The organism is Streptomyces sp. NPDC028289 (assembly GCF_055565975.1).
On record NZ_JBVHTI010000014.1, the window covers coordinates 103,254 to 125,128 of the forward strand.

The window sequence follows — 21,875 nt, forward strand, 5'->3', positions numbered from 1 at the left end:
CACCGCACCGGTGACCTGTGATCATCCTGATCTCGGCAGCCTCGCCTGACAAGGTCCGCCGCCTGTGGGCCCGCGCAGTTGCACACTTGCGTAGCATCGGCGTGAACCTCGTTCCGATCTTCCGAGGAGTCGCTGGTGGACGTGTCCTCCCTAGATGCGTTGTGGCCAGGCACCGGCCTGGGCGCCGTCGCCCGGCAGGCACTGGAATACCTGGTCGGCCATCCGGACGCGGACGAGGACGCGGTCGCGGCAGGGATCGGCGTGCCGGCCCCGGCGGCCCGGACCGCCCTGCGGTCCCTGGAGGCCGAACTCCTGGCCGTACGCGTCAGGGAACGGCCCACGCGCTGGAGTGCCAGCCCGCCCCGCTCCTCGCTGGGCGCCCTTCTCGCCCGTAGACGACAGGAGTTGGCCAGGGCAGAGCTGTACGCGGAACAGCTCCACGAGGTCTATCGCACGGCCCCGGGCCGGCAGATCGCCTCGGACCTCTTCGAGGTGGTCGAGAGCGATGAACAGGTCGGCGCCCGCTATGCACACCTTCTGAGGAGCAGTCGGCAGGAGGTCCTGCATTTCGCGAAGCCGCCGTATGTGACCTCGCGGATCGCCCCTACCGACGCTTCAACCTCGGCGGGCGCCACGGTCCGTCCCGGCGTCCGGCTCCGGTCCGTGTACGACAGCGACGGAATGGCGGACGACGGATGCCTGGAGACGGCCCTCCGGGGCGAGGCTACGGAAGGGGAGCTGCGGCTCATGCCCGGACTGCCCATGAAACTCGTCATCTTCGACGGTGTCGCGGCGATCATGCCGCTGCGGCGGGACGATCCCGCCGCGGGGTCACTTGTCGTGCACTCCTCGACACTGCTGGACGTACTGACCGCCCTCTTCGAGAGCGTATGGGAGCGTGCGGTGCCCCTCTCACTGGAAAGCCGGCCCGCTTCGCCCACCGCGAGCCCCGAGAGACAGGATGGCGCTCTCCACAGTCGGACGCGGGACATTCTTCGCCTGATGTCCGCCGGGATGAAGGACGATGCCATCGCGCGCGCCTTGCGGCTCAGTCGCCGGACCGTTCAGACCCACATCAGCGATCTGGGGAGACAACTGGGCGCACGGACCCGCTTCCAGATAGCCCTGCTGGCCCAGGAACGCGGCTGGTTCGGGGATCCGGAGGATTGACGTGCCCCCGGCCCCGAAGGACTTTGTCGGCGGATGCGGTGACCGCTGTCAGGCCGGATCACAGCCCGCGAGTCGGCCCGGCGGGGACGGGTGACCGATGACGCGGCAGGCACGGTCTTCCGTTGTGGTGATCAGCGAACTCGACACTCCTTGATCACCGGACGCGGTGCCTGCATGCGCATCCGCCGCCCCGTCATGAACCGCCCACCACCGCAGACTTGGGGTGTCGGACCCAACCGACGCCTTCGGGCCGACCGCGAGAACGACGGAGCCCCGACCGCCACCGGCCGAAAATCCCCCGAGTAAACCCCACTGATCGACTCGATCAAGAAAATCCCGGCAAACCCGCATGCCAATGGGCTTGTCGCGTCCGCCGCCCCCTGCTCCGTCAAGTACAAGGAGACGGCGCGGGGTGGGCTGGCTGTGAACATCATCGAGTGCTAGCGATACGGGCCTGCACGAAGGAACGACCAGCACCGACCGCCCGCCGCCGTCGTCCAGCGCCCCGCAGCAGTGTCGGACGGCCTTTCCGGCGCGCCTCAGGGTGCGTGCATCATCCACGCGAACCGGTCCGTATAGCCGGTCTATAGGGGACTCGCCCAGCCTGACACCGATCGAATGCTGTCGCGTATACGCCCCGCAACACCGCGGCGCGGCCAGCGCTCCGTCTCCACGGCTCCGGCGGGAAGGCAGACAACCCATGGCCGAGACAGGCACGCTCCCCCTCCTGGGGTGCACGCCCGAGAGCGGCCAGCTGCGGCAGCCGTACGGAAACTGAGCCGCCGTGGGGACGGGTGACCGTCCCGGACCACGCGTCCCGACCGACCCCGTATCCGCCGTGGTTCACCACTCGGACCGAACGACGGGAGCACGACATGCCCCGCCCGTCCCGCACCTCCGTGCCGCATGCCACGTCCGGCGGCCGGCCGGCCGAGCCGTCCCCGATTCCGGCGGACGTGGATCTGCGGCCGTTCATGGCCACCTTTCCGACCGGAGTGGCCGTCGTCACCTCGTTCGACGCGGACCACCGGCCCCGGGGTATGACATGCACCTCGCTGTGCAGCATCTCCGTGGCGCCGCCCTGCCTCCTGGTGAGTCTGCGCAGTGCCAGTCCGACCCTCAGCGCGATCCGGGAACAGGGAGGCTTCGCGCTCAACCTCCTGCACGACGGGGCCCAGGCCACGTCCAACCGCTTCAGCTCAGGCGACCCCGAGCGCTTCGAGAGCACGGAATGGGAACTCCCCGTGCAGGCCAGAGGCCCTCACCTGTGGGCCGATGCCCACGCCACGGCCGACTGCGCCCTGCTGAGCACCACCGTGATCGGAGATCACACCGCGGTCTTCGCGGAGGTCGAGCGCGTCATCACGCGCGACCTCATGCCCGCACCGCTGCTGTACGGACTGCGTCGGTACGCCCGCTGGCCCCTGCCGGCCGATACGCCGGCCACCGGAGTTCCCGACGTGAGCCGCTGAACGTCGTCGTCCCTGAACATCCCTTATGCGCTCTGGAGGACTGACCGCCGTGGGTGACAACCGCATCAAGGACGTACTCGTACTCGGAGGTGGCACGGCGGGTTGGATGACCGCCTCCTACCTGGGCAGGGCGCTCGGACCGACCGTGCGCATCACGGTGCTGGAGGCGCCCGCGATTCCGCGGATCGGGGTGGGTGAGGCCACGATCCCCAACCTGCAGAAGGTGTTCTTCGACTTTCTCGGCCTGTCCGAGGAGGAGTGGATGCCCGAGTGCAACGCCAGCTTCAAGATGGGCATCAGATTCGTGAACTGGCGCACCCCCGGGACCGGTGAGGCCGAGGCGCGGCCGCACGGAACCGGGCAGGATCACTTCGACCACCTCTTCGGTCTGCTGCCGAGCCACGACAACCTGCCGCTGTCGCACTACTGGACGTACAAGAGGCTGGCCGGTGCCACCGACGAGCCGTTCGACTATGCGTGCTACGCCCAGCCTGCGGTCTTCGACAAGAAACTGTCCCCGCGCTTCTTGGACGGTACGCGGTGGGCGAGCTATGCCTGGCACTTCGACGCCAGTCTGGTAGCCGACTTCCTGCGCCGGTTCGCCGTCGAGAAGCAGGGAGCGGTGCACATCGAGGACAAGTTCACCGAAGCGGAGGTCGACCAGCGCGGACACGTCACCGCCATCACCACCGAATCCGGGCGGAGGCTGGAGGCCGACCTGTTCGTCGACTGCTCCGGCTTCCGGGGGCTGCTCATCAACCAGGTGATGAAGGAGCCGTTCCTGGACATGAGCGACCATCTCCTCAACGACCGGGCGGTCGCCACCCAGGTGCCGCACGACGACGAGACCCACGGCGTCGAACCCTTCACCTCGGCGATCGCGATGTCGTCGGGCTGGACGTGGAAGATCCCCATGCTGGGGCGGTTCGGCACTGGTTACGTGTACTCCAGTCGCTTCGCGTCCCAGGACGAGGCGACCGCGGAGTTCTGCCGGATGTGGGGCCTTGATCCGGAGAAGCAGCCGCTCAACCACGTCAAGTTCCGGGTCGGGCGCAACCGGCGTGCCTGGGTGAAGAACGTAGTGGGCATCGGCCTGGCGTCCTGCTTCCTGGAGCCGCTCGAGTCCACCGGCATCTACTTCGTCTACGCGGCGCTCTACCACCTGGTCAAGCACTTCCCGGACAAGCGTTTCGACCCGGTTCCGGTCGACCGGTTCAACCGCGAGATCGAGACGATGTTCGACGACACGCGGGACTTCATCCAGGCTCACTTCAGCTTCGCCCCGCGCAACGACACGGCGTTCTGGCGCGCCTGCAAGGAGCTGGAACTCGCGGACGACTTCAAGGAGAAGGTGGCGCTGTACAAGGCGGGTCTGGGCGTGAACCTGCCGGTCACCGACGAGGCGAACTACTACGGCAACTTCGAGGCCGAGTTCCGCAATTTCTGGAGCAACGCCAACTACTACTGCGTGTTCACCGGGCTCGACGTACTACCGGATCACTCCCTGTCGTTGCTGAGCCACCGCCCGTCGTCCGTCGAGTCGGCCGAGGCGGTCTTTGCGGAGGTCGGACACCGGCGGGACGAACTGCTGAAGTCCCTGCCTTCCACCTACGACTACCTGCGCCGCCTGCACAACAAGTGACGTCGGTGTGCCGCCCGGGCGGCACACCGGCAAGCGGCCTGTGCCGCCGCAGGCCGACGCTCAGGAGCCGGCTCGGGGCGCCCGACGCTCATCGCACCCGCGTGGCGCGCGCCCCGCTGGGGAGCTTCACGTCCGCCCCGGCCACTGCTCCCCACGACCGTGCCTGCCGGACGACCCCAGTAGAAACGTACGGCCGCCCTCGCGTCGGGCCGGCGAACGCTACCGTCCGTCGCGGAAGCCCTCCACCGGTCTCACACGTGTCGGCTCTCGGTCGGCCCCGGCCGCGCTGTGGCACCGTTGGCTCCCGTGACACCGCTCGCCCACACCTCGTCGTAGATGGTGTCGAGGTAGTTGCCGCCGAGGTCCGGTGAGATGGCGACCGCGGTCATGTCGTCGCGCCCGTGTGCCGTCAGCCAGTCGCGGGCGCCACTGACGACCGTTCCCGTGGACCCTCCGAAGAGATAGCCGTGGCCCACGAGGCGGCGGCACATCCGGATCGTCTCAGCCTCCTCGACGTACACGACGTCGTCCGCATACGACGCGTCGAAGATCGGTGGGCGTACGCTCGTGCCGAGGCCGGGAATCATCCGCCGGCCGGGCGGCCTGCCGAAGGTGACCGAACCGGCCGCGTCGACGGCCACGATCGTGACCCCGGGATGGTTCTCCCTGAAGTAGCGCGCGCAGCCCATCAGAGTGCCGGTCGTTCCCGCGCCGATGAAAAGCACGTCCAGCTCGGGGAAAGCCTTGGCCACTTCGGGGCCCGTGGTGCGGTAATGGCCGCGCCAGTTCGCCGAGTTGGCGTACTGGTTGAGCCAGACATACCCGGCATTCTCCTCGCACAGCTTCCTGACGTGCGCGATCCGGGCCCCGAGATAACCGCCCTCGGCATCCGGTTCGCCGATCACGTGCACCTCCCCGCCCAGGGCCTCCATCGTGAGCCGGGCCGCGCGTGTGCACCGTACGTCGGTCACGCACACGAATCGGTACCCCTTGCTCGCGGCGACGATACTCAGGGCCACACCCATGTTCCCCGACGAGGACTCGACGAGTGTTCCGCCCGGGCGGAGCCGGCCTTCTCTTTCCTTCGCCGCCACCATCTCCACAGCGGCTTTGATCTTGATCGATCCGGCGAAGTTGAAGCCCTCGCACTTGAGGTAGAGCCGACATCCGACGCTCTGCCAGAGGTCTACATAGAGGTCTTCGACATTGAAATCCAGGGGATTCGTGATAATAACGGCCACGCGAACATGCTCACGACTGACCCCATATTTGACCTATACAAGCAGAACCGGCCAGGCGGGCCGAAAGCAGGATGACATTTCCTTCTAGCACATGTCAGCGAGAGTTAGCCGGAGCCATCAATTCACGACACCCTCAGGCCAACAACGAAGCGGAACGCCACACTCCCCGCTTACACAGAAACCTCAATCCGAGGCAAGCGGATTTCTGCTACCGAGCCAATTCTCGGATACCAATCCTTGACTCCCACCGATGGCAAGGTTAGAGTCACAACGTCTACGCCGATCAAGCACATGATCGCCGGACTTGGGACGACAACGGGGGCAACACCAGTGAAAGAATTATGCCGTGCGTCGCGGCGCGACTTTTTAATCCGCCAGCCTGACCGCACATAATCCAGGAAGCCCGGCCATTTCGCCGCGTGCTCCATTCACATCATTCCTTGAGGCGGAAAATCCCCTCTTCCGACATTTTCCGAATTCCCTTCACCATTCTGCGTTCGACTCCGCACGACAAACAGGAGGTACCAACGCAATGCTGGAATTCCGCATTCTCGGCCCGGTCGGATTATGGTCAGACAACTCCGAGTTACCACTGAACGGCAAGAAGCAGCGCACCATGTTCGCGGCCCTTCTCCTCGCCGACGAACAGGTACTCCCCGACTACCGACTGGGCGAGATGCTCTGGGGCAGGACTCCGCCTGAAACGTATCAAGCCCAGATCTACACATATGCCTCGCGGCTGCGCCAGCACCTCGACCGGCAGGCCGAGATCGTCCGAAAGGGAACCGGGTACCTGCTCCGGACCGCCTCGGGGCGGTTCGACTACCACGAGTTCCAGCGGCTGTGCCACGCCGGCCGCACCGCGTTGCGGAAGCGCAACTACTCCTACGCCACCGAGGCGCTCCAGGAAGCACTCGCCCTCTGGCGCGGCCCGACACTCACCGATGTCACCGACCGGCTGCTGGAAACCGCGGGACCCGGCATAGACGAAGCCCGCATGGAGGCCCTGGAGAACCGGATCTCGGCGGATCTCGCGCTGCGCCGGCACGAGGAACTCACCCCTGAGCTCGTCGCCCTGGTCGGCGCGCACCCGCTGCGCGAACGGCTACGGGCCCAGCTGATGGTCGCCCTGTACATGTCCGACCGGCAGGCCGACGCGTTCGCCGTCTACCACGGCGGCCGGCAGTACCTGGAGGAGGAGCTTGGGGTCGACCCGGGACCCGCCCTGCGCCACGCCTACCAGGCCATCCTCACCGGTGAGGTCGACGGGATCTGGCGGGAGCCCGCGGCCGTACCGACGGGATGTCACGGAGCCGACGTCATCGCGTCCGTGCCGGACCGGCTGACGATCCCCAGCAGTCTCATGGGCCGCGCCACCCGGCCCGAGCTGCGGCACAGGCCGGGGATGCACACGGTGAAGGGCGGCCGAAGACGCTAGCCGTAACGCTTCAGCTCGCTGAAGAAGTCAGGGACCGTGTGCAACACGCCCTCCCTGGCTACTTCTTCGTGTACGAAGCGTGCCAGCGCGAGGTCGAGCACACCGAGCCCGAACGGTGAGAAGACCGTCGGGCGGTCGGCCGGGCAGGTGATCCTGCCGGTCAGTACGTCGAAGAGCGTCCCGGCGGTGAAATCCCGGTTGCCGACGCGCTGTTCGGTCAGGTGCAGTGAGGTATTGGCCTTCATGCAGTGCTCGACGTCGTCGGTCACGTTGTGGGAGGCCAGGACGACGTCGGTCGACAGGTCCCGAAGCGAGATGTGCAGGACGAGCGGGTTGTGGCCGAACCAGGACGGGTCGGTCACATGCGGCCGGCCGGCTACGGTGGCGAAGACGATCAGGTCGCTGGAGCGGACCAGGTCCTCCGCTTTGTCGTGAACGGTGATCTCACCGGTCTCGGTGCGCCGCAGATAGCCCCGGAACGCCTCCGCGTGCGCGGCCGACAGGTCGTGGATCCCCAGCGCGTCGAAGGCGAAGCCGCTCGCCGCCAGATAACGGTGGATGTAGCGCGCGATGAGGCCGGTCCCGAAGAAGCCGACACGGGTGGGGCGTTCGCCGTTCCTCGCCCTGCTGAGCTGCGCGGCGCCGAGCGCCGCGGAGGCGGCGGTACGCGCCGCGCTGATGACGGAGCTCTCCAGGCAGGCGAACGGGTAGCCGGTGCGCGTGTCGTTGAGGATCAGGACCGCGGACGCGCGCGGGAGGCCCTCGGCCACGTTCTCCGGGAAGCTCGATATCCACTTGATGCCGTGCACGTCCACGTCTCCCCGCACGGAGGCCGGCAGCGCGATGATGCGCGCGGACGGCCGGTCAGGGAACGTGAGGAAGTGCGAGTCGGGATTCACCGTGGCGCCTTCGCCGTGCAGCCGGTACGCCGCCTCCACGACCCGGATCACCTCCTCCTCCCGTCCGTCGATCACCTCCTGCACCTGGCTGCCGGGGATCACGCTGAAGGACGGGGGCGCGAACTCACTCACTGCAGCTGCCTTCCGGTCGATCTCACGTCCTGTCACCTTCACTGGGTCCCGGCGCTAGTCGGACATCGCGACGAGCACCCGGCGCGGACCGGTGAAGGGGCGCCGGCCGTGGCCGACCAGCATGTTGTCGATGAGCATCAGGTCTCCGGTGTGCCAGTCCACGTCGACGGACGACTCCAGGCCGCGGTCGCGGATCTGGGTGACGTAGTGGTCCGGGATGGGCGAGCCGTCGGCGAACGTGACCGACTGCGGCAGATCCTCCGCCGGCATGATCTGGTACAGGGCCGCAGCCGTCTCGCTCCCGAGGCCGGCCGCATGCCACTGGTCTGCCTGGTTGAACCAGACCTCGGTGCCGGTCATCGGGTGCCGGGCTGTCGCCGGACGCAGCTGCGTGACGCGCAGGCCGCCGTCCCGACGCCACTCCCACTCCGCCTCGGCGTCCTTGAGGAAGGTCTCGACCTCGCTGCGCGACTCGGTCTCGAAGGTCTCCTGCCAGCTCTTGCCGAGGCCCCGGCCGCTGTGCAGGTTCTGGGAGTAGCGCACTCCCTGCGCGAAACCGTCCCGGACCTCGGGGTCCAGCGCGTCGAGCCAGCGCACGCCGTCCACCACGGGTGTCGCGCCGCCCGTCGCCGGCTCCCGGTCGCAGAAGAACAGCAGCCGGGCGGGCCACTGGTGGGCGTACGACATCTCGTTGTGCATGGAGATGGTGTACTCCTGCGGGTACTCGGTGGAGGTGTAGACGTTCTCGCCGACCTTGGTCCGCGGTGAGTTCCCGTGAACGTAGGCGAGTCGGTTGGGCAGCAGGAGGTCCATCACCTCCTCCAACCCGGCACGGGTGACGCCGAAGCCGCGGAAGACCAGGGCCTTGTGGCGGGTCAGCAGCGGCGCCGGATCGCCCAGGCCGCGGAGATGGCCGATCAGTCCCTGCGGCGTGGCCTCCGCGTCGGCGTCGACCGGTGTGACTTCCTTCGGTACCCAGTGACCGTCCATCGGACTGCTCCTCTCGGTGGGGCGTCGCCCGATGATGGCCGCCGTATCTATAGTTCTTCCGTATCCCGGCTCCAACTGCCCCTGTATAGGCGGCATATAGCCGTGATCTCCATGGTGGCCGTGCCGGTACTCGGAATGAGCCATGGAGTCGGGAATGATCGACACGGACGTCATTCGTCTGCCGTTGTCCGCCGGTCAGCAGGGCGTCTGGTTCGCACACCAGCTGGACTCCTCAGGCCAGCGGTACAACTGCGCGGAGTACATCACCGTCGACGGCGCCCTCGACATCCGGCTGCTGAACTCCGCCTGGACGTTGCTGCGGGCCGAGGCCGACGTGCTGCGCATCAGGTCGGTGGTGCAGGACGACGGGCTCTGGCAGGTGCTCGACCCGACGCACGCCGTCGAGCCGGACCTGGTCGACCTCTCGTCGGAGGCCGATCCGGAGGCTCGGGCTCAGCACTGGATGCGGCAGGAGGTGTCCCGTCCCGTCGATCTGGACGAGGGACCGATCTCTTCGTTCACGCCGCTGAAGCTGGCGGACGACCGGTTCTTCCTCTTTCTGCGCATTCACCATGTCGTCATCGACGGCTACGGCGTCCATCTCCTGGTACAGCGGCTCGCGGAAATCTACTCGGCGCTGTCCGAAGGGCGGTCCGAGGTGCCCGCCGTGTTCGCGCCGCTCGCATCGGTGCTCGACGGGGACCTGGCCTACCGTGCCTCGTCCGCGTTCGGCGAGGACCGGGACTACTGGCTGAAGCGGTTCGAGAACGCCCCTCCCCCCCTCCGTCTCCCGGGCAGCGCGTGTCCCGGAAAGCCGCTGCCCTCCGGGATGGTGCGACTGCGCCGCTCGGCGCCGCTGCCCGCCGCCGACCTGGATCTGCTGCAGAAGGCCGCCGCGCAGGTCGGCACCACCTGGAACCTCCTGCTGATGACCGCCGTCACCGCCTACCTGCACCGGGTCACGGGGCGCCGTGACGTGATCGTCGGGGTCCCCGTGACGGGCCGCCGCACGGCGGCGGCCCGTCGTACTCCCGCGATGATGACCAACACGGTCGGGGTGCGCCTGGACGTCCCGCCGGGCGCCACCCTGGAGAGGCTCTCGCGGGACATGGCGAGGGAGGTCGCCGCCTCGCTGCGGCACGAGCGGTTCCGCCTCGAGGACCTGCACCGGGCCGGCTCCGTGCAGGACGGTGTGGGTGCCGTGTTCGGGCCCATCGTGAACTTCATGCCGTTCGGCGGGGCGCTGCGCTTCGGGAAAGCCGAGGCCACCTCGCACAACCTGGCGTCCGGACCGTGCCCGGACCTGTTCCTCAGCGTCCGTTCGCACGACGACGGCACTGCGGTGACGTTTGTCTTCGAAGGCAATCCCGATCTGCACGACCTCGCTTCCCTGACGGGTCATCAGAAGCGGCTGACGGCGTTCGTCCGGGCCGTCGCGGCCCGGCCCGACCGGCCCGTCGACACGATCGACGTCCTCACCCCCGACGAGCGCCACGAGTTGGTCGTACGACGTAACACCACCGCGGTCGAGCCGCCCGCGTGGACCGTGCCGCAGGCCGTGGCCGTCCGGGCCACGCGGTCGCCGCGAGACATCGCGATCGAACACGAGGGGGCCCTCTGGACGTACGCACAGCTCGACGCGCGCGCCGAGCTGATCTCCCGGTACCTCGCCGAACGCGGCGTCGGCGCGGAGGATTTCGTCGTGCTGGCCCTGCCGCGCTCGCCCGTGCTCGTGGCCGCGATGCTCGCCGTGTTCAAGGTGGGCGCGGCCATCGTGCCGGTCGACCCGGGTTACCCGCCCCAGCGGATCGCCCACATGCTCCACGACACGTCCCCGGTCGCTGTGATCACCGATGCGACGATCGGGCCGACGCTTCCCGCGGGACCGCCGCACCTGCTCCTGGACCCCGCCGGGACGCCGGCCGGTGCGGAGCCCGGTGCCGGGCCCGCGGCCACTGCTCCCGCCCCCGAGCAGAGCGCGTACATGATCTACACCTCCGGGTCCACCGGCACCCCCAAGGGGGTGGTCGTGCCTCACCGGGGGCTGCGCAACCTCGTCGCAGACCGGATCGCCCGCTATGGGATCGGCGCCGGGAGCCGGGTCCTTCAGCTCGTCTCGCCGAGTTTCGACGTCGCAATGGGCGACATCTGGCCCGTGCTGTGCGCGGGCGGCACGCTGGTCCTGGCTCCGGACGGGAACACCCTGTCCGCCGAGGACCTGGCCGGGCTGCTCCGCTCCCGGCGCGTCACCCACATGGGGGCGCCGCCCGTGTACCTGGCGCAGCTGCCCGCGGAGGGTCTGCCAGACCTGGGGGTGCTGATGACGGGCGGCGAGGTGCTGCCCGCCGAGACGCTCGCCCGGTGGCTGCCGGGCCGCGAGGTGTTCAACGAGTACGGCGTGACGGAGGCTTCGGTCACCTCCCTGGTGAGCGCACCGCTCGACGGCTCCGTACCCGCCCCGATCGGGCTGCCCATCGCCAACACCCAGGTCTTCGTCCTGGGCCCTTCCATGACACCCGTACTCCCCGGTGTCGAGGGCGAGTTGTATATCGGAGGCGCCGGTCTCGCCCGCGGCTACCTGCGCCGTCCGGGGTTGACAGCCGAGCGGTTCCTGCCCTGCCCGTTCGGTCCGCCCGGGTCCCTGATGTACCGCACGGGCGATCTCGTACGGTGGCGTGCGGACGGCGCCCTCGAATACGTGGGCCGCGCCGACGACCAGGTCAAGCTGCGCGGTTTCCGAATCGAACTCGGGGAGATCGAAGCGGTACTCGCCCGCCATGAACAGGTCGACGCGGCGGTCGCCACCGTGGTGGAGGCCCGGCCCGGGCAGCGGCAACTCGCCGCCTACGTCGTCGCCGCGCCCGGCGGCCGGACGCCGGACCCCGCCGAACTGCGGGCGTTCGCGGCGCGTTTCCTGCCCGCCTACATGGTGCCGGCGGCCGTGGTCGCGCTCGACGCCCTGCCGGTCACACCGAACGGCAAGGTGGATCGGCGGGCCCTGCCGGTGCCCGACTTCGGGTCCGCGGCCGGCCGGGCGCCCCGCACGGCGCGCGAGGAGACCCTGTGCGCGCTGTTCGCGGACGTGCTGGGCGCGGACCGGGTCTCGGCCGACGACTCCTTCTTCGACCTGGGGGGCGACAGCGTCTCGGCGCTCCAGCTCGTCTCGCGGGCGCACCGGGCGGGTCTCGACCTGGCGATCGCCGATGTGTTCGCGCACGCCACCGTCGCCGGGCTGGCGGCCGTGGCCCGAGCGGCGACGCCCGACGACGCGGCTGGGCCGACCTCCTCCGACCTGCCGCTCGTGCGGCTGTCGCGGGAGGAGGCCGATGCCCTCGCTCGGCACTACCCCCGCCTGTCCGACGTACTGCCGCTCGCCCCGCTGCAAGCAGGACTGCTCTTCCACAGCCTGGTGTCGGCGGAGACGGCCGACACCTACGTGGCACAGCTCGGCTTCGACCTGGCAGGCCCCCTGGACCCGGTGGCGCTGCGGGCGGCCGCCACCGCGCTGGTCGGCCGGCACACCGCGCTGCGCGCGGCGTTCCGGCACGACAGCGCGGACCAGCCGGTGCAGATCGTCTGCGAGGACCTCGAAGTGCCGTGGTCCGAAAAGGACCTGTCGACGCTGCCGGAGGCGGAACGCGAGCAGAGGGCACGGCTGTCCGCGCGCGAGGAGCGGTTGCGCCGGTTCGACCTGGCGGCGCCGCCCCTCATGAGGTTCCTGCTGCTGAAGCGGGACGAGGAGAGTCACCGACTGCTCCTGACGGCGCATCACATCCTCTGGGACGGTTGGTCGACCGCGACCCTGGTGCGCGAGCTGTTCGCGCTCTACGCACCGGACGGCCACCGTCCGGGCCTGCCCCCCGCGGTTCCCTTCCGTGGCTACCTCGAGTGGCTGGCCGACCAGGACCTCGACGAGTCCCGTGCCGCGTGGGCGGCCTCGCTGGAGGGCCTGAACGGGCCCACCAAGGTCGCGGCCGACGGCGCGAGGGCCACGGACGGCGAGCAGCAGGGGCGTGTGACCCGCGTCGTGGACGAGACCCTGACCGGGGAGCTGACGACGCGCGCCCGCAGCCACGGGTTCACCGTGAGCACCGCGGTGCAGGCAGCCTGGGGACTGCTCCTGTCGGAGCTGACCGGCCGAGAAGACGTGGTCTTCGGTTCCTCCGTGTACGGCCGTCCTCCGCAACTGCCGGGCGTCGAGGACATGGTGGGCATGCTCACGAACACCGTCCCGGTCCGCCTCCGGCTGCGCGCTGACGAACCGCTGACCGACATGGTCGTACGGCTCCAACGAGAGCAGTCCGCCCTCGTGCCCCATCACCACCTGGGTCTGGACGAGATCGGGCGGCAGGCCGCGTACGGCGGGCCGGCCGCGGCGCCGCGCGGCGGTGAGCTCTTCGACACCGCGGTCTCCTTCTTCACCGCCTCCTACGACGCGACGGACGTGACGGCGGCCGGCGGGCTGCGGGTCGCCGGGTTCGACATCGCGGACGGCACCCACTACCCCCTGCGCCTGGTCACCGAGCCGGGCCGCACTCTGACGCTGGGACTCGGCTACCTTCCGGCGCTGTTTTCACCGCGGGACGCCCAGGGGCTGCTCACGCGGCTGGTCCGGATCCTCGAGGACATCGCGGGCCGACCCTGACCGAGCGTCATCCCGCGGAGCGCGCACCCGCGCGGCCCGTGACCGCACCGACACCGAGGAGGCGAGGCGGCCTTGCGCACGCCCGGGACGTACATCAAGGGACTCGGGGTCTACCTGCCCCGCACGATCGGTATCGAGGAGGCCGTCGCCCAGGGTCTCTATCCGGCGGAGGACGTCGAGCTGCACGAGCTGGCGGGTGCGGCGGTGGCCGGGCGGACACCTGCCCCGGAAATGGCACTGTGGGCGGCCCAGGACGCGTACAAGCGCTGCGACCACCGCCCGCAGGACACGGATCTGCTGCTCTACGCCGACTCCTGGCACCAAGGTCCCGACGGATGGCAGCCCCAGTACTACCTCCAGCGGCACCTCGTCGGCGGCGACGTGCTCTCGGTCGAGGTACGCCAGGGCTGCAACGGCATGTTCGGGGCACTGGAACTGGGCGCCGCATATCTGGCGGGCCGGCCCGGATCGCGCGCCGGTGCCCGCCCGTCCACCGCGCTGCTCGTCGCGTCCGACAACTTCGGCACCCCGATGATGGACCGCTGGCGGATGGGGCCCGGCTATGTGACCGGGGACGCCGCGAGTGCCGTCCTGCTCACGGGCGAGCCGGGTTTCGCGGAACTGCTCGCGGTGGGTTCGCTGACGGTGACGGACGCCGAGGAGATGCACCGCGGCGCCGAGCCTCTGTTCCCGCCGGGTCCGACCGTGGGACGGCCGCTCGACTTCACCGCGCGCAACGCCGAGTTCAAGAAACGCTCGGCCGCGACCGGTACGGGCACGGCAGCGCTGGTCCAGGTCCACGTCCGGACGCTGGAAGTGGTCGAGCGCACGCTCGCCGAGGCCGGCGTGACGATCGGTGATGTCACCCGCGTGGCGTACATGAACTACTCCCGGGAGATCGTCGAGCAGCGCTGTACGACCGCGCTCGGACTGCCCTTGGAGAAGTCCACCTGGGAGTTCGGTCGGACCGTCGGCCATCTCGGCGCGAGCGACCAGATCGTGTCCCTCGACCACCTGCTGACGGCGGGCGAGCTGGGCCCGGGTGACCACCTGCTGATGCTCGGCGTCGGCCCCGGGGTGACCCTCTCCGCCGCGGTCGTGCGCATTCTGCAGCCCGCACCGTGGTGCGGCTAACCAAGGCAAGGAGACGACGTGATCGTGCCCACACGATCTGGCCCGAACACCGATGAGAGCGGTCCGAACGGCGAGAACCGCACTCCGGCCCCTCTCGAACCCGTCGCCGTGATCGGTGCGGGCTGCCGTTTCGCGGGACAGGGCGACTCCCCCGCCGCGTTCTGGGATCTGCTGCTCTCCGGCCGGGACGGAATCGGCCCCATGCCCCAGGACCGCTGGGAGGGCTACCGCCGCCTGGGCCCCGAGCACGCGTCGGCGGTACGGCGTGCCGACCTGCCCGCGGGGTTCCTGTCCGACATCAAGGGCTTCGACGCCGCGTTCTTCGGACTGACCCCCCGCGAGGCCGAACTGATGGATCCGCAGCAGCGGATCCTGCTCGAACTGGTCTGGGAGGCCCTGGAGCACGCCGGTGTCCCGCCCGTCGGCCTCGCCGGCAGCGACACCGGGGTCTTCGTCGGTGTCGGCTCGGACGACTACGGCCGCCGGCTCCTGGAGGACCTGCCCAACATCGAGGCCTGGACCGGCATCGGCAGCGCCATGTGCGCGGTCGCCAACCGCATCTCGTACGCGCTGGACCTGCACGGGCCCAGCCTCGCGGTGGACACCGCCTGCTCGGCCTCGCTCGTCGCCACCCACCTCGCCTGCCAGAGCCTGCGTGCGGGGGAGAGCTCGGTGGCGCTCGTCGGGGGCGTCAACCTCATCGTCTCGCCCGGTCTTTCGGTGACCCTGAAGGCCGCGGGCGCCACCTCAACCGACGGACGCAGCAAGTCCTTCGACGCCTCGGCCGACGGTTACGGACGGGGCGAAGGCGGGGCCGTCCTGGTCCTCAAACTCCTGTCCGACGCTCAGCGCGACGGGGACCGGGTCCTCGCCGTCATCCGCGGCAGCGGGGTCCAGCAGGACGGCCGTACGAACGGGATCATGGCGCCCAGCGGCAGCGCGCAGCGGCAGCTGCTCGAAGAGACCTGCCGGCGCACGGGAGTCGCCCCGTCCACGGTCGACTACATCGAGGCGCACGGCACCGGGACCGCGGTGGGCGATCCCCTGGAGGCGGGCGCGCTCAGCGCTGTGTACGGGCAGGGCAGGCCGGCCGACGACCCATGTCTGATCGGCTCCGTGAAGCCCAACATCGGCCATCTGGAGGCGGGGGCGGGCGTCGCCGGTCTGCTCAAGGCCACCCTCGCCCTGCATCACGGCGAGATTCCGCCGAGCCTGAACTTCAGCGACGGCAACCCGGCGATCGACTGGGCCGGCAACGGGCTGCGGGTCGTCACCGAGCCCACCCTCTGGCCCGCACGTGAACGCCCGCGCCGGGCCGGTGTCTCCGGCTTCGGATACGGCGGCACCATCGCGCACATCCTGCTGGAGCAGGCTCCCGCACCCGCCGAGCCGAGCCGCGCGGGCGAGGCCACGGACGCCGATCGGGCTCCCGGGGACGGCGCCTCGCCGCGGCTGTTCCCGCTGTCCGCCCGGTCCAGGGCCGCACTGCGCGAGTACGCGGCCGACCTCGCCGACTGGCTGACGGGCGCCGGCCGTGACGTGCCCCTGGCGTCGGTGGGCCACACCCTCGCGTTGCGCCGTTCGCATCTGGACGTGCGGGCCGGTGTCGTGGCCGGCGACCGGGAGGACCTCGTCGCCAAGCTGCGGGGCATCGCCGCCGAGGAGGAGTCGCGCGAGACGCCGACCGGAACGGCGCCCGGGGCGTCGAGTGCGGCGGGTTCGGAGACCGTCTGGGTGTTCTCCGGGCACGGGTCCCAATGGGTCGGAATGGGCCGGGAGCTGCTGGAGACGGAACCGGCGTTCGCCGCCGCGGTCGACGAGCTCGAGCCGGTGTTCCTGGAGGAGATCGGCTTCTCGCCCCGGCAGGTGCTCGACGACGGGGACTTCGAGTCCGTCGACCGCATCCAGACCATGATCTTCGCGATGCAGATCGGTCTGGCCGCCGTATGGCGTTCCTACGGCGCCGTGCCGACCGCCGTCATCGGGCATTCCGTCGGTGAGATCGCGGCGGCCGTCACCGCGGGCGCGCTCACCGCGCAGGACGGCGCCCGGTTGATCTGCCGCCGCTCGCGGCTGCTGCGGCGGGCGGCGGGGCAGGGTGCGATGTTCATGGCGGCCCTGTCCTGGGAGGAGACCTCGCAGCGCCTCGCGGGCCGCGGCGATGTCGTCGCCGCTATCCAGGCCTCCCCGGAGTCAACCGTCGTGTCGGGCGACCGCGAGGCGGTGGCGGCCCTGTTCGACGCGTGGCAGAACGAGGGAGTGGACGTGCGCAAGGTCGCCTCCGACGTGGCCTTCCACAGCCCGCACATGGACCCGCTGCTGGCCGAACTCGCCGCGGCCGCCGACGATCTGCCGCGGCGGACCCCGGACGTCCCGATGTACTCCACCGCCCTGGCCGACCCCCGCACGACACCGGCTGCGGACGGCGCCTACTGGGCGGCCAACCTGCGCAACCCGGTGCGCCTCGCGGCGGCGGTGAACGCCGCCGCGGAGGACGGGCACCGGTCGTTCCTCGAGGTCTCCGCGCACCCCGTGGTGGCCCACTCGATCGGTGAGACCCTCGGTGGCCTCGAGCTCGATGACGCCTTCGTCGGGTCGACACTGCGCCGCAACCGGCCCGAGCCGCTCAGCCTGCTCGTCGCGCTCGGCGACGCGCACTGCCACGGCATCGACGTCGACTGGACGAGGCTGCAGCCGACGGGCGAGCTCGTGGCACTGCCGCACGTGGCCTGGCAGCGCGCCGCGCACTGGCGCGAGTCAACCCTCCAGGGGTCGGGCCATGGGTGCCAGCACGACGTGGACGCCCATGAGTTGCGTGGTGCGCCCGTCCCCGTGGCCGGGCGTGCGATGCGGTTGTGGCGCACCGAGCTGGACGACGCCAACCGCCCCTACCCGGGCTCGCACACCATCAACGGAACGGAGATCGTGCCCGCCGCCGTCCTCCTCAACACCTTCCTGGGCGCGCTCGACGGCCACGGCGAAGGCCCCCGGGCGCTGGACGAGGTGGCGCTGCGGCTGCCGCTGACCGTGGACCGGCGACGTGAGCTCCAGGTCGTCCATGACGGTTCCACGCTGTACCTCGCCTCCCGGGCGGCGGACAGCGACGAGGCATGGCTCACCCACACCTCCGCCTCCGCCGGGGACGACGCCTTCACGTTGCCCGAGCGGCTGCCGCGGCCCGCGCCGGACGCCGCGCCCGCCGACCCGGGCGAGATTCTGCGCCATCTGGCCTCGGTCGGCGTCCCCTCCATGGGGTTCGACTGGACCGTCGACGACCTCCTGCGCGGCGCGGGATCGCTGCGCGCCCGGGTACGCGCTCCGCAGCCGGAGCACTCCGCCGCCACCTGGGCGCCGGTCTTCGACGCCGCCCTCTCCGTCGCACCCTCCGCCTACCCCGGGCCCGCGGCCCTGCGGATGGTGGCGCACGTGGGACGGGTGCGGACGGTCGGCGCGGTCCCCGACGCCGTGGACATCCACGTCGCCCACGATCCGGCGCAGGACACGGTGGACGTGTTCGTCGCGGACGAGGCGGGACGGGTGGTCGCCGCGCTCACCGGGGTGCGCTACAGCTCGCTCGGCCAGGACACCGTGCTGACGGCCCCGCCCCAGGAACTTGTGCACGAGCTGACCTGGCGTCCGCTCGGACTGTCCGCGGTGGAGGGCGAGCTTCCCGCCCACCGGGACGTGGTCGTCGTCGGCAACGGCGACGGGGCTTTCGCGTCGGCGCTCGCCGAGCGCCTCGCCGAACGCGGGGCGCGGGTGCGTACTGTGCCCGATCCCGGCGAGCTGGCGGGGCTGGACGGCCTCGACAAGTCCGTGGACGTGCTGGTGGCGCCCGGTACCGCGGCGGGTGCGCCGCCGGAGGCCGCCGCCGGCCATGCCTGGCTGCTGCTGCGCGCGGCCCAGTGCCTGGCCGGCCTGGGTACCGCGCACCTCCCCCGGCTGTGGTGCGTGACCCGCGGCGTCCGGGAGAGCCACGACGAGGCCCGGCTCGCACACGCCCCGCTGTGGGGTCTGTCCCGGGTGCTCGCGGGTGAGCACGGTGAACTGTGGGGCGGCGTCGTCGACTTGGGCGAGGCGGACGCCGCGGAGGCCGGCACGCTCCTGGAGGTGCTGCGAGCCGCTCCGGCCGAGGACGTCATCACGGTGCGCGGCGGTACCGCCGAGGCGGCGCGACTCGTCCGGACCCGGCGGGAGGCCGCACACGCCCCGGTGACCTGCCGGCCCGACGGGACGTATCTGATCACCGGAGGGCTCGGTGTGCTCGGCCTCGAAGTCGCCCACTGGCTCGCCGAGCGGGGGGCGCGACGCCTGGTCCTGGCCGGGCGCACTGCGCTGCCGCCGCGGTCCGACTGGGACTCCGTCGACGACGAGGCCGTGCGCCACCGGATCGAAGGGGTACGTGCCCTGGAGGCTCAGGGGGTCACCGTCCGCACGGTGGCGCTCGACGTCGCCGACGCCGACGCGGTCGCGCGGCAGCTCACCCCGGACGCGCTTGCTCTGCCGGCCGTCCGCGGGATCGTGCACGCGGCGGGCGTGCTCGACAACCGGATGGCCGACGACGTCGACGAGGCGTCCCTGCGGCGGGTGATGCGTCCCAAGGCGGACGGCGCGTGGGTGCTGCACCAGCAGTTCCCGCCCGGCAGCGTGGACTTCTTCGTGCTCTTCTCGTCCTGCGGCCAGTTGCTCGGGCTTCCCGGCCAGGCCGGTTACGGCTCCGCCAACAGCTTCCTCGACTCCCTCGCGGCGTACCGCAACAGCCTCGCCGGCCCGCACGGCGCCGCGGACACGATCAGTTTCGCCTGGACGTCGTGGCGCGGGCAGGGCATGGCGGTCAACGAGGTCGTCGATCTGGAGCTGCGCGAGCGGGGCGTCACCGACATCTCGGTGTCCGAGGCCTTCAGTGCCTGGGAGTTCGCCGCGCGCCGCGGGGCCGGCTGCTATCCGGTGCTGCGTACCGTGCCGGTGGAGCCGGGTACAGAACGGCTGCCCGTCCTGCGTGAGATCTCCGTCGAGGAGCCGGCCGGCGCCCCGGGTCCGCGGCAGGACGCCGTGTCCTTCGCGGATCTGCCCCTCGAGCAGCTCCGGGAGCGGCTCCGGGAGGAGGTCGCGGCGCAGGTCGCCGGCGAGATGCAGCTGCCGTTGGCTTCGCTGGACGTCCGCAGGTCGCTGGTGGAGCAGGGGCTCGACTCGGTGATGACCATCGTCGTGCGCCGCCGTCTGGAGAAGCGGTTCGGCCTGAAGCTGCCGGCGACGCTGCTGTGGCACCAGCCCACCGTGACCGCCATCGCGGGCCACGTGGCCCAGCTGCTGACCCCCGTGGCGGACGAGGACGCGACCGTGGAGGAGGGGCTCGCGCCCATGCCCTGACCGATGCCCGCCGTGACACAGCGATCCGCCCCGCGCTCGGAGCGCGGGGCGGATCGCTGTGTCACAGGCTGCCGCGTCGGGTCAGAAGGCGGGCGCCGAGGTCGGGGCCCGCAGGGTGCCCAGGTACGGGTGCCACAGGTGGTCGGGGTTGTTCTCCACCTCTGCGACCACCTCGCGCATGGCCCGCAGGGCCTTGGGCTCCTCGCCGTCGTACACGTCGCCCTGGAGCATCTTCAGCACGTCGATGCGGTAGCGCGGGTCCTGTACGAAGGCGGTGAACAGCACGTTCAGGCGGTAGTAGATGGAGATGAACTCGTACCAGTACTTCACCGCGCGGCGCAGCTTGGTCTCGTACGTCTCGAAGCGCTGCCTGCCGAAGTCGCCCGCCTCATGGGCCGCGATGATGTCCTGGGCGGCGATACGGGCGCTGTTCAGGGCGACACTGACACCGCTGGAGAAGATCGGGTCGACGAACCGTGCCGCGTCGCCGATCAGGATGAAGCGGTCGCCGCAGATCTGCCGCATCGCATAGCTGTAGTCGCCCTCCGGCTTGAAGGGGCGGACCCGGCGGGCGTTCTTGAGGGCGTCGTACAGGTCGGGGCGGCTGGAGACGAAGTCCCAGAAGAACTTCTCGCGGTCGGCGTTGGCCTCGGCGAACCGCTTCTTCTGCGTGACGACGCCCACGCTGGTGACGGTGTCGGTGATCGGGATCTGCCACAGCCAGGTGTCCTTGATGGGCAGGAAGTGCACGAAGATGTGGTCGACCTGGGTGGCATCGCCCGCCAGCGCGTCCCGGTCGAGACCCTCGAACCAGGTGTGGATGGCGTACTGGTCGAAGACCGGGTCGGACACCTTCACCTTGAGCTGGCGGCCGAGGAGCGTCTGGCGGCCCGAGGCGTCGACGACCATGCGCGCGGTGAAGTCGAGGTCCTTGGCGGCCAGTCGGCAGGTCAGCCGCACCAGGTCGGGATCGGTGAAGTCCACCTTGGAGACCCGGACCCCGTTGAAGACGGTGGCGCCCTGTTCGTCGGCGTGCCGGAGCAGGATGGCGTCGAACTTCCCGCGGTCCACGTGGAAGGTGTAGTCGCGGTCGACGCCCGGCTGATTGCGTTCGACGAACTGGATGTCTGCGGTCCAGCCGTGGCTGAGCCCGCTGTACCCCAGGTTCGGGATGTCGCGCGACTCGGCGGAGGTCCACGAGGCGCCGAACTTCTTGGGGAAGCCCGCCTCGTCGATCTTGTCCAGCGCGTCGATCTCGTGCAGGACCGGCGTGGTCGCGGGCACCAGGGACTCGCCGACGTGCGGGCGCGGGAAGGTCTCGCTCTCGAAGACGGCGACGGACAGCCCGGCCCTGGCGAGGTAGGAGGCGATGGTCGAGCCCGCGGGCCCGCCGCCGATCACGGCGACGTCGAAATCGGCGCTCATGCCACGTTCCCTTCGCCGGCGGTGTCCACGGCCAGTTCGGCGAGCATGCCCGCGATGGTCCTGACGTCCTGGAAGTGCTTGGTGTCGATCTTGGCCGGGGAGACGTAGAGGCCCAGTTCGTCGCGTATGTAGGACAGCAGGAGCGCGACTCTCAACGAGTCGAGGATGCCTGTCTCCATGAGCGGGGTGGTGGCGTCCAGTCCGGCCCGCTCGTCCTCCTGGAGGAACTCCTCTCCGATGAATGTGAGGAGTGCGGACGCGTAGGCGTCCTCACTGCGCTCGCTGTGCACGGTCTTCGCTTCGGCCATCGTCATCCA

At 70.2% G+C, this 21,875-nt stretch carries 12 protein-coding genes; 7 read left to right on the top strand and 5 right to left on the bottom strand.

Translation table 11 applies throughout. From position 1 onward, the window contains the following. The first annotated feature begins 135 nt into the window (after positions 1-135). From ACZ4UV_RS48290 to ACZ4UV_RS48300, 3 genes are all read left to right on the top strand, one after another. Positions 136-1,170: a helix-turn-helix transcriptional regulator gene (locus tag ACZ4UV_RS48290; RefSeq protein ID WP_451018306.1), complete on the top strand. Its 1,035-nt coding sequence runs from the start codon at positions 136-138 to the stop codon at positions 1,168-1,170. 875 nt (positions 1,171-2,045) lie between these two features. After that, positions 2,046-2,642 (top strand): flavin reductase family protein, encoded by a 597-nt coding sequence (locus ACZ4UV_RS48295; RefSeq protein WP_467848324.1) that lies wholly within the window; start codon positions 2,046-2,048, stop codon positions 2,640-2,642. A 25-nt stretch (positions 2,643-2,667) separates the two neighbouring features. Then, positions 2,668-4,284, top strand: coding sequence for a tryptophan halogenase family protein (locus tag ACZ4UV_RS48300; protein WP_451018304.1), 1,617 nt, complete (start codon positions 2,668-2,670; stop codon positions 4,282-4,284). Between the two features lie 251 nt (positions 4,285-4,535). Here the strand turns inward: ACZ4UV_RS48300 and sbnA are convergent, their stop codons facing one another. Continuing rightward, positions 4,536-5,525, bottom strand: a complete 990-nt coding sequence (gene sbnA, locus ACZ4UV_RS48305; RefSeq protein WP_467848329.1) for a 2,3-diaminopropionate biosynthesis protein SbnA — start codon at positions 5,523-5,525, stop codon at positions 4,536-4,538. Between the two features lie 532 nt (positions 5,526-6,057). Between sbnA and ACZ4UV_RS48310 the strand changes: the two genes are divergently transcribed. Next, positions 6,058-6,963 carry an AfsR/SARP family transcriptional regulator gene (locus tag ACZ4UV_RS48310; protein WP_467848332.1) on the top strand — a complete coding sequence of 302 codons (906 nt, stop codon included), beginning with the start codon at positions 6,058-6,060 and terminating at the stop codon, positions 6,961-6,963. Here the strand turns inward: ACZ4UV_RS48310 and sbnB are convergent. After that, the gene (gene sbnB / locus ACZ4UV_RS48315; protein WP_467848336.1) at positions 6,960-7,994 is read right to left on the bottom strand and encodes a 2,3-diaminopropionate biosynthesis protein SbnB; all 1,035 of its coding nucleotides are present in this window, start codon (positions 7,992-7,994) and stop codon (positions 6,960-6,962) included. The two genes, ACZ4UV_RS48310 and sbnB, sit on opposite strands and share 4 nt — an antisense overlap. A gap of 54 nt (positions 7,995-8,048) precedes the next feature. After that, on the bottom strand, positions 8,049-8,984 hold the full coding sequence (locus ACZ4UV_RS48320; protein WP_451018300.1) for a TauD/TfdA family dioxygenase: 936 nt from the start codon (positions 8,982-8,984) through the stop codon (positions 8,049-8,051). Between the two features lie 154 nt (positions 8,985-9,138). On the opposite strand from ACZ4UV_RS48320, the gene ACZ4UV_RS48325 reads away from it, so the two are divergent. The 3 genes from ACZ4UV_RS48325 (at position 9,139) to ACZ4UV_RS48335 (ending at position 20,133) form a co-directional block, all read left to right on the top strand. Beyond that, entirely contained in the window at positions 9,139-13,629 is a 4,491-nt protein-coding gene (locus tag ACZ4UV_RS48325) for an amino acid adenylation domain-containing protein (RefSeq protein ID WP_467848340.1), read from the top strand. A gap of 72 nt (positions 13,630-13,701) precedes the next feature. After that, positions 13,702-14,763, top strand: coding sequence for a ketoacyl-ACP synthase III family protein (locus ACZ4UV_RS48330; protein ID WP_451018298.1), 1,062 nt, complete (start codon positions 13,702-13,704; stop codon positions 14,761-14,763). A gap of 24 nt (positions 14,764-14,787) precedes the next feature. Further along, positions 14,788-20,133: a type I polyketide synthase gene (locus ACZ4UV_RS48335; protein WP_467848345.1), complete on the top strand. Its 5,346-nt coding sequence runs from the start codon at positions 14,788-14,790 to the stop codon at positions 20,131-20,133. A gap of 81 nt (positions 20,134-20,214) precedes the next feature. Here the strand turns inward: ACZ4UV_RS48335 and ACZ4UV_RS48340 are convergent, their stop codons facing one another. Both ACZ4UV_RS48340 and ACZ4UV_RS48345 read right to left on the bottom strand, forming a co-directional pair. Further along, complete coding sequence (locus ACZ4UV_RS48340; protein ID WP_390040569.1) at positions 20,215-21,558, bottom strand: NAD(P)/FAD-dependent oxidoreductase; 1,344 nt, start codon at positions 21,556-21,558, stop codon at positions 20,215-20,217. Beyond that, positions 21,555-21,866, bottom strand: a complete 312-nt coding sequence (locus ACZ4UV_RS48345; protein WP_451020945.1) for a phosphopantetheine-binding protein — start codon at positions 21,864-21,866, stop codon at positions 21,555-21,557. The genes ACZ4UV_RS48340 and ACZ4UV_RS48345 overlap by 4 nt, the downstream gene beginning before the upstream one ends. Positions 21,867-21,875: the final 9 nt, after the last annotated feature.

What these genes read in the sequence shown, in the direction of transcription:
- ACZ4UV_RS48325 (WP_467848340.1), top strand. Translation starts at nt 9,139, where the DNA reads ATGATCGACACGGACGTCATTCGTCTGCCGTTGTCCGCCGGTCAGCAG.
- ACZ4UV_RS48320 (WP_451018300.1), bottom strand. Translation starts at nt 8,984, where the DNA reads ATGGACGGTCACTGGGTACCGAAGGAAGTCACACCGGTCGACGCCGAC.
- ACZ4UV_RS48295 (WP_467848324.1), top strand. Translation starts at nt 2,046, where the DNA reads ATGCCCCGCCCGTCCCGCACCTCCGTGCCGCATGCCACGTCCGGCGGC.
- ACZ4UV_RS48310 (WP_467848332.1), top strand. Translation starts at nt 6,058, where the DNA reads ATGCTGGAATTCCGCATTCTCGGCCCGGTCGGATTATGGTCAGACAAC.
- ACZ4UV_RS48340 (WP_390040569.1), bottom strand. Translation starts at nt 21,558, where the DNA reads ATGAGCGCCGATTTCGACGTCGCCGTGATCGGCGGCGGGCCCGCGGGC.
- ACZ4UV_RS48345 (WP_451020945.1), bottom strand. Translation starts at nt 21,866, where the DNA reads ATGGCCGAAGCGAAGACCGTGCACAGCGAGCGCAGTGAGGACGCCTAC.
- ACZ4UV_RS48300 (WP_451018304.1), top strand. Translation starts at nt 2,668, where the DNA reads ATGCGCTCTGGAGGACTGACCGCCGTGGGTGACAACCGCATCAAGGAC.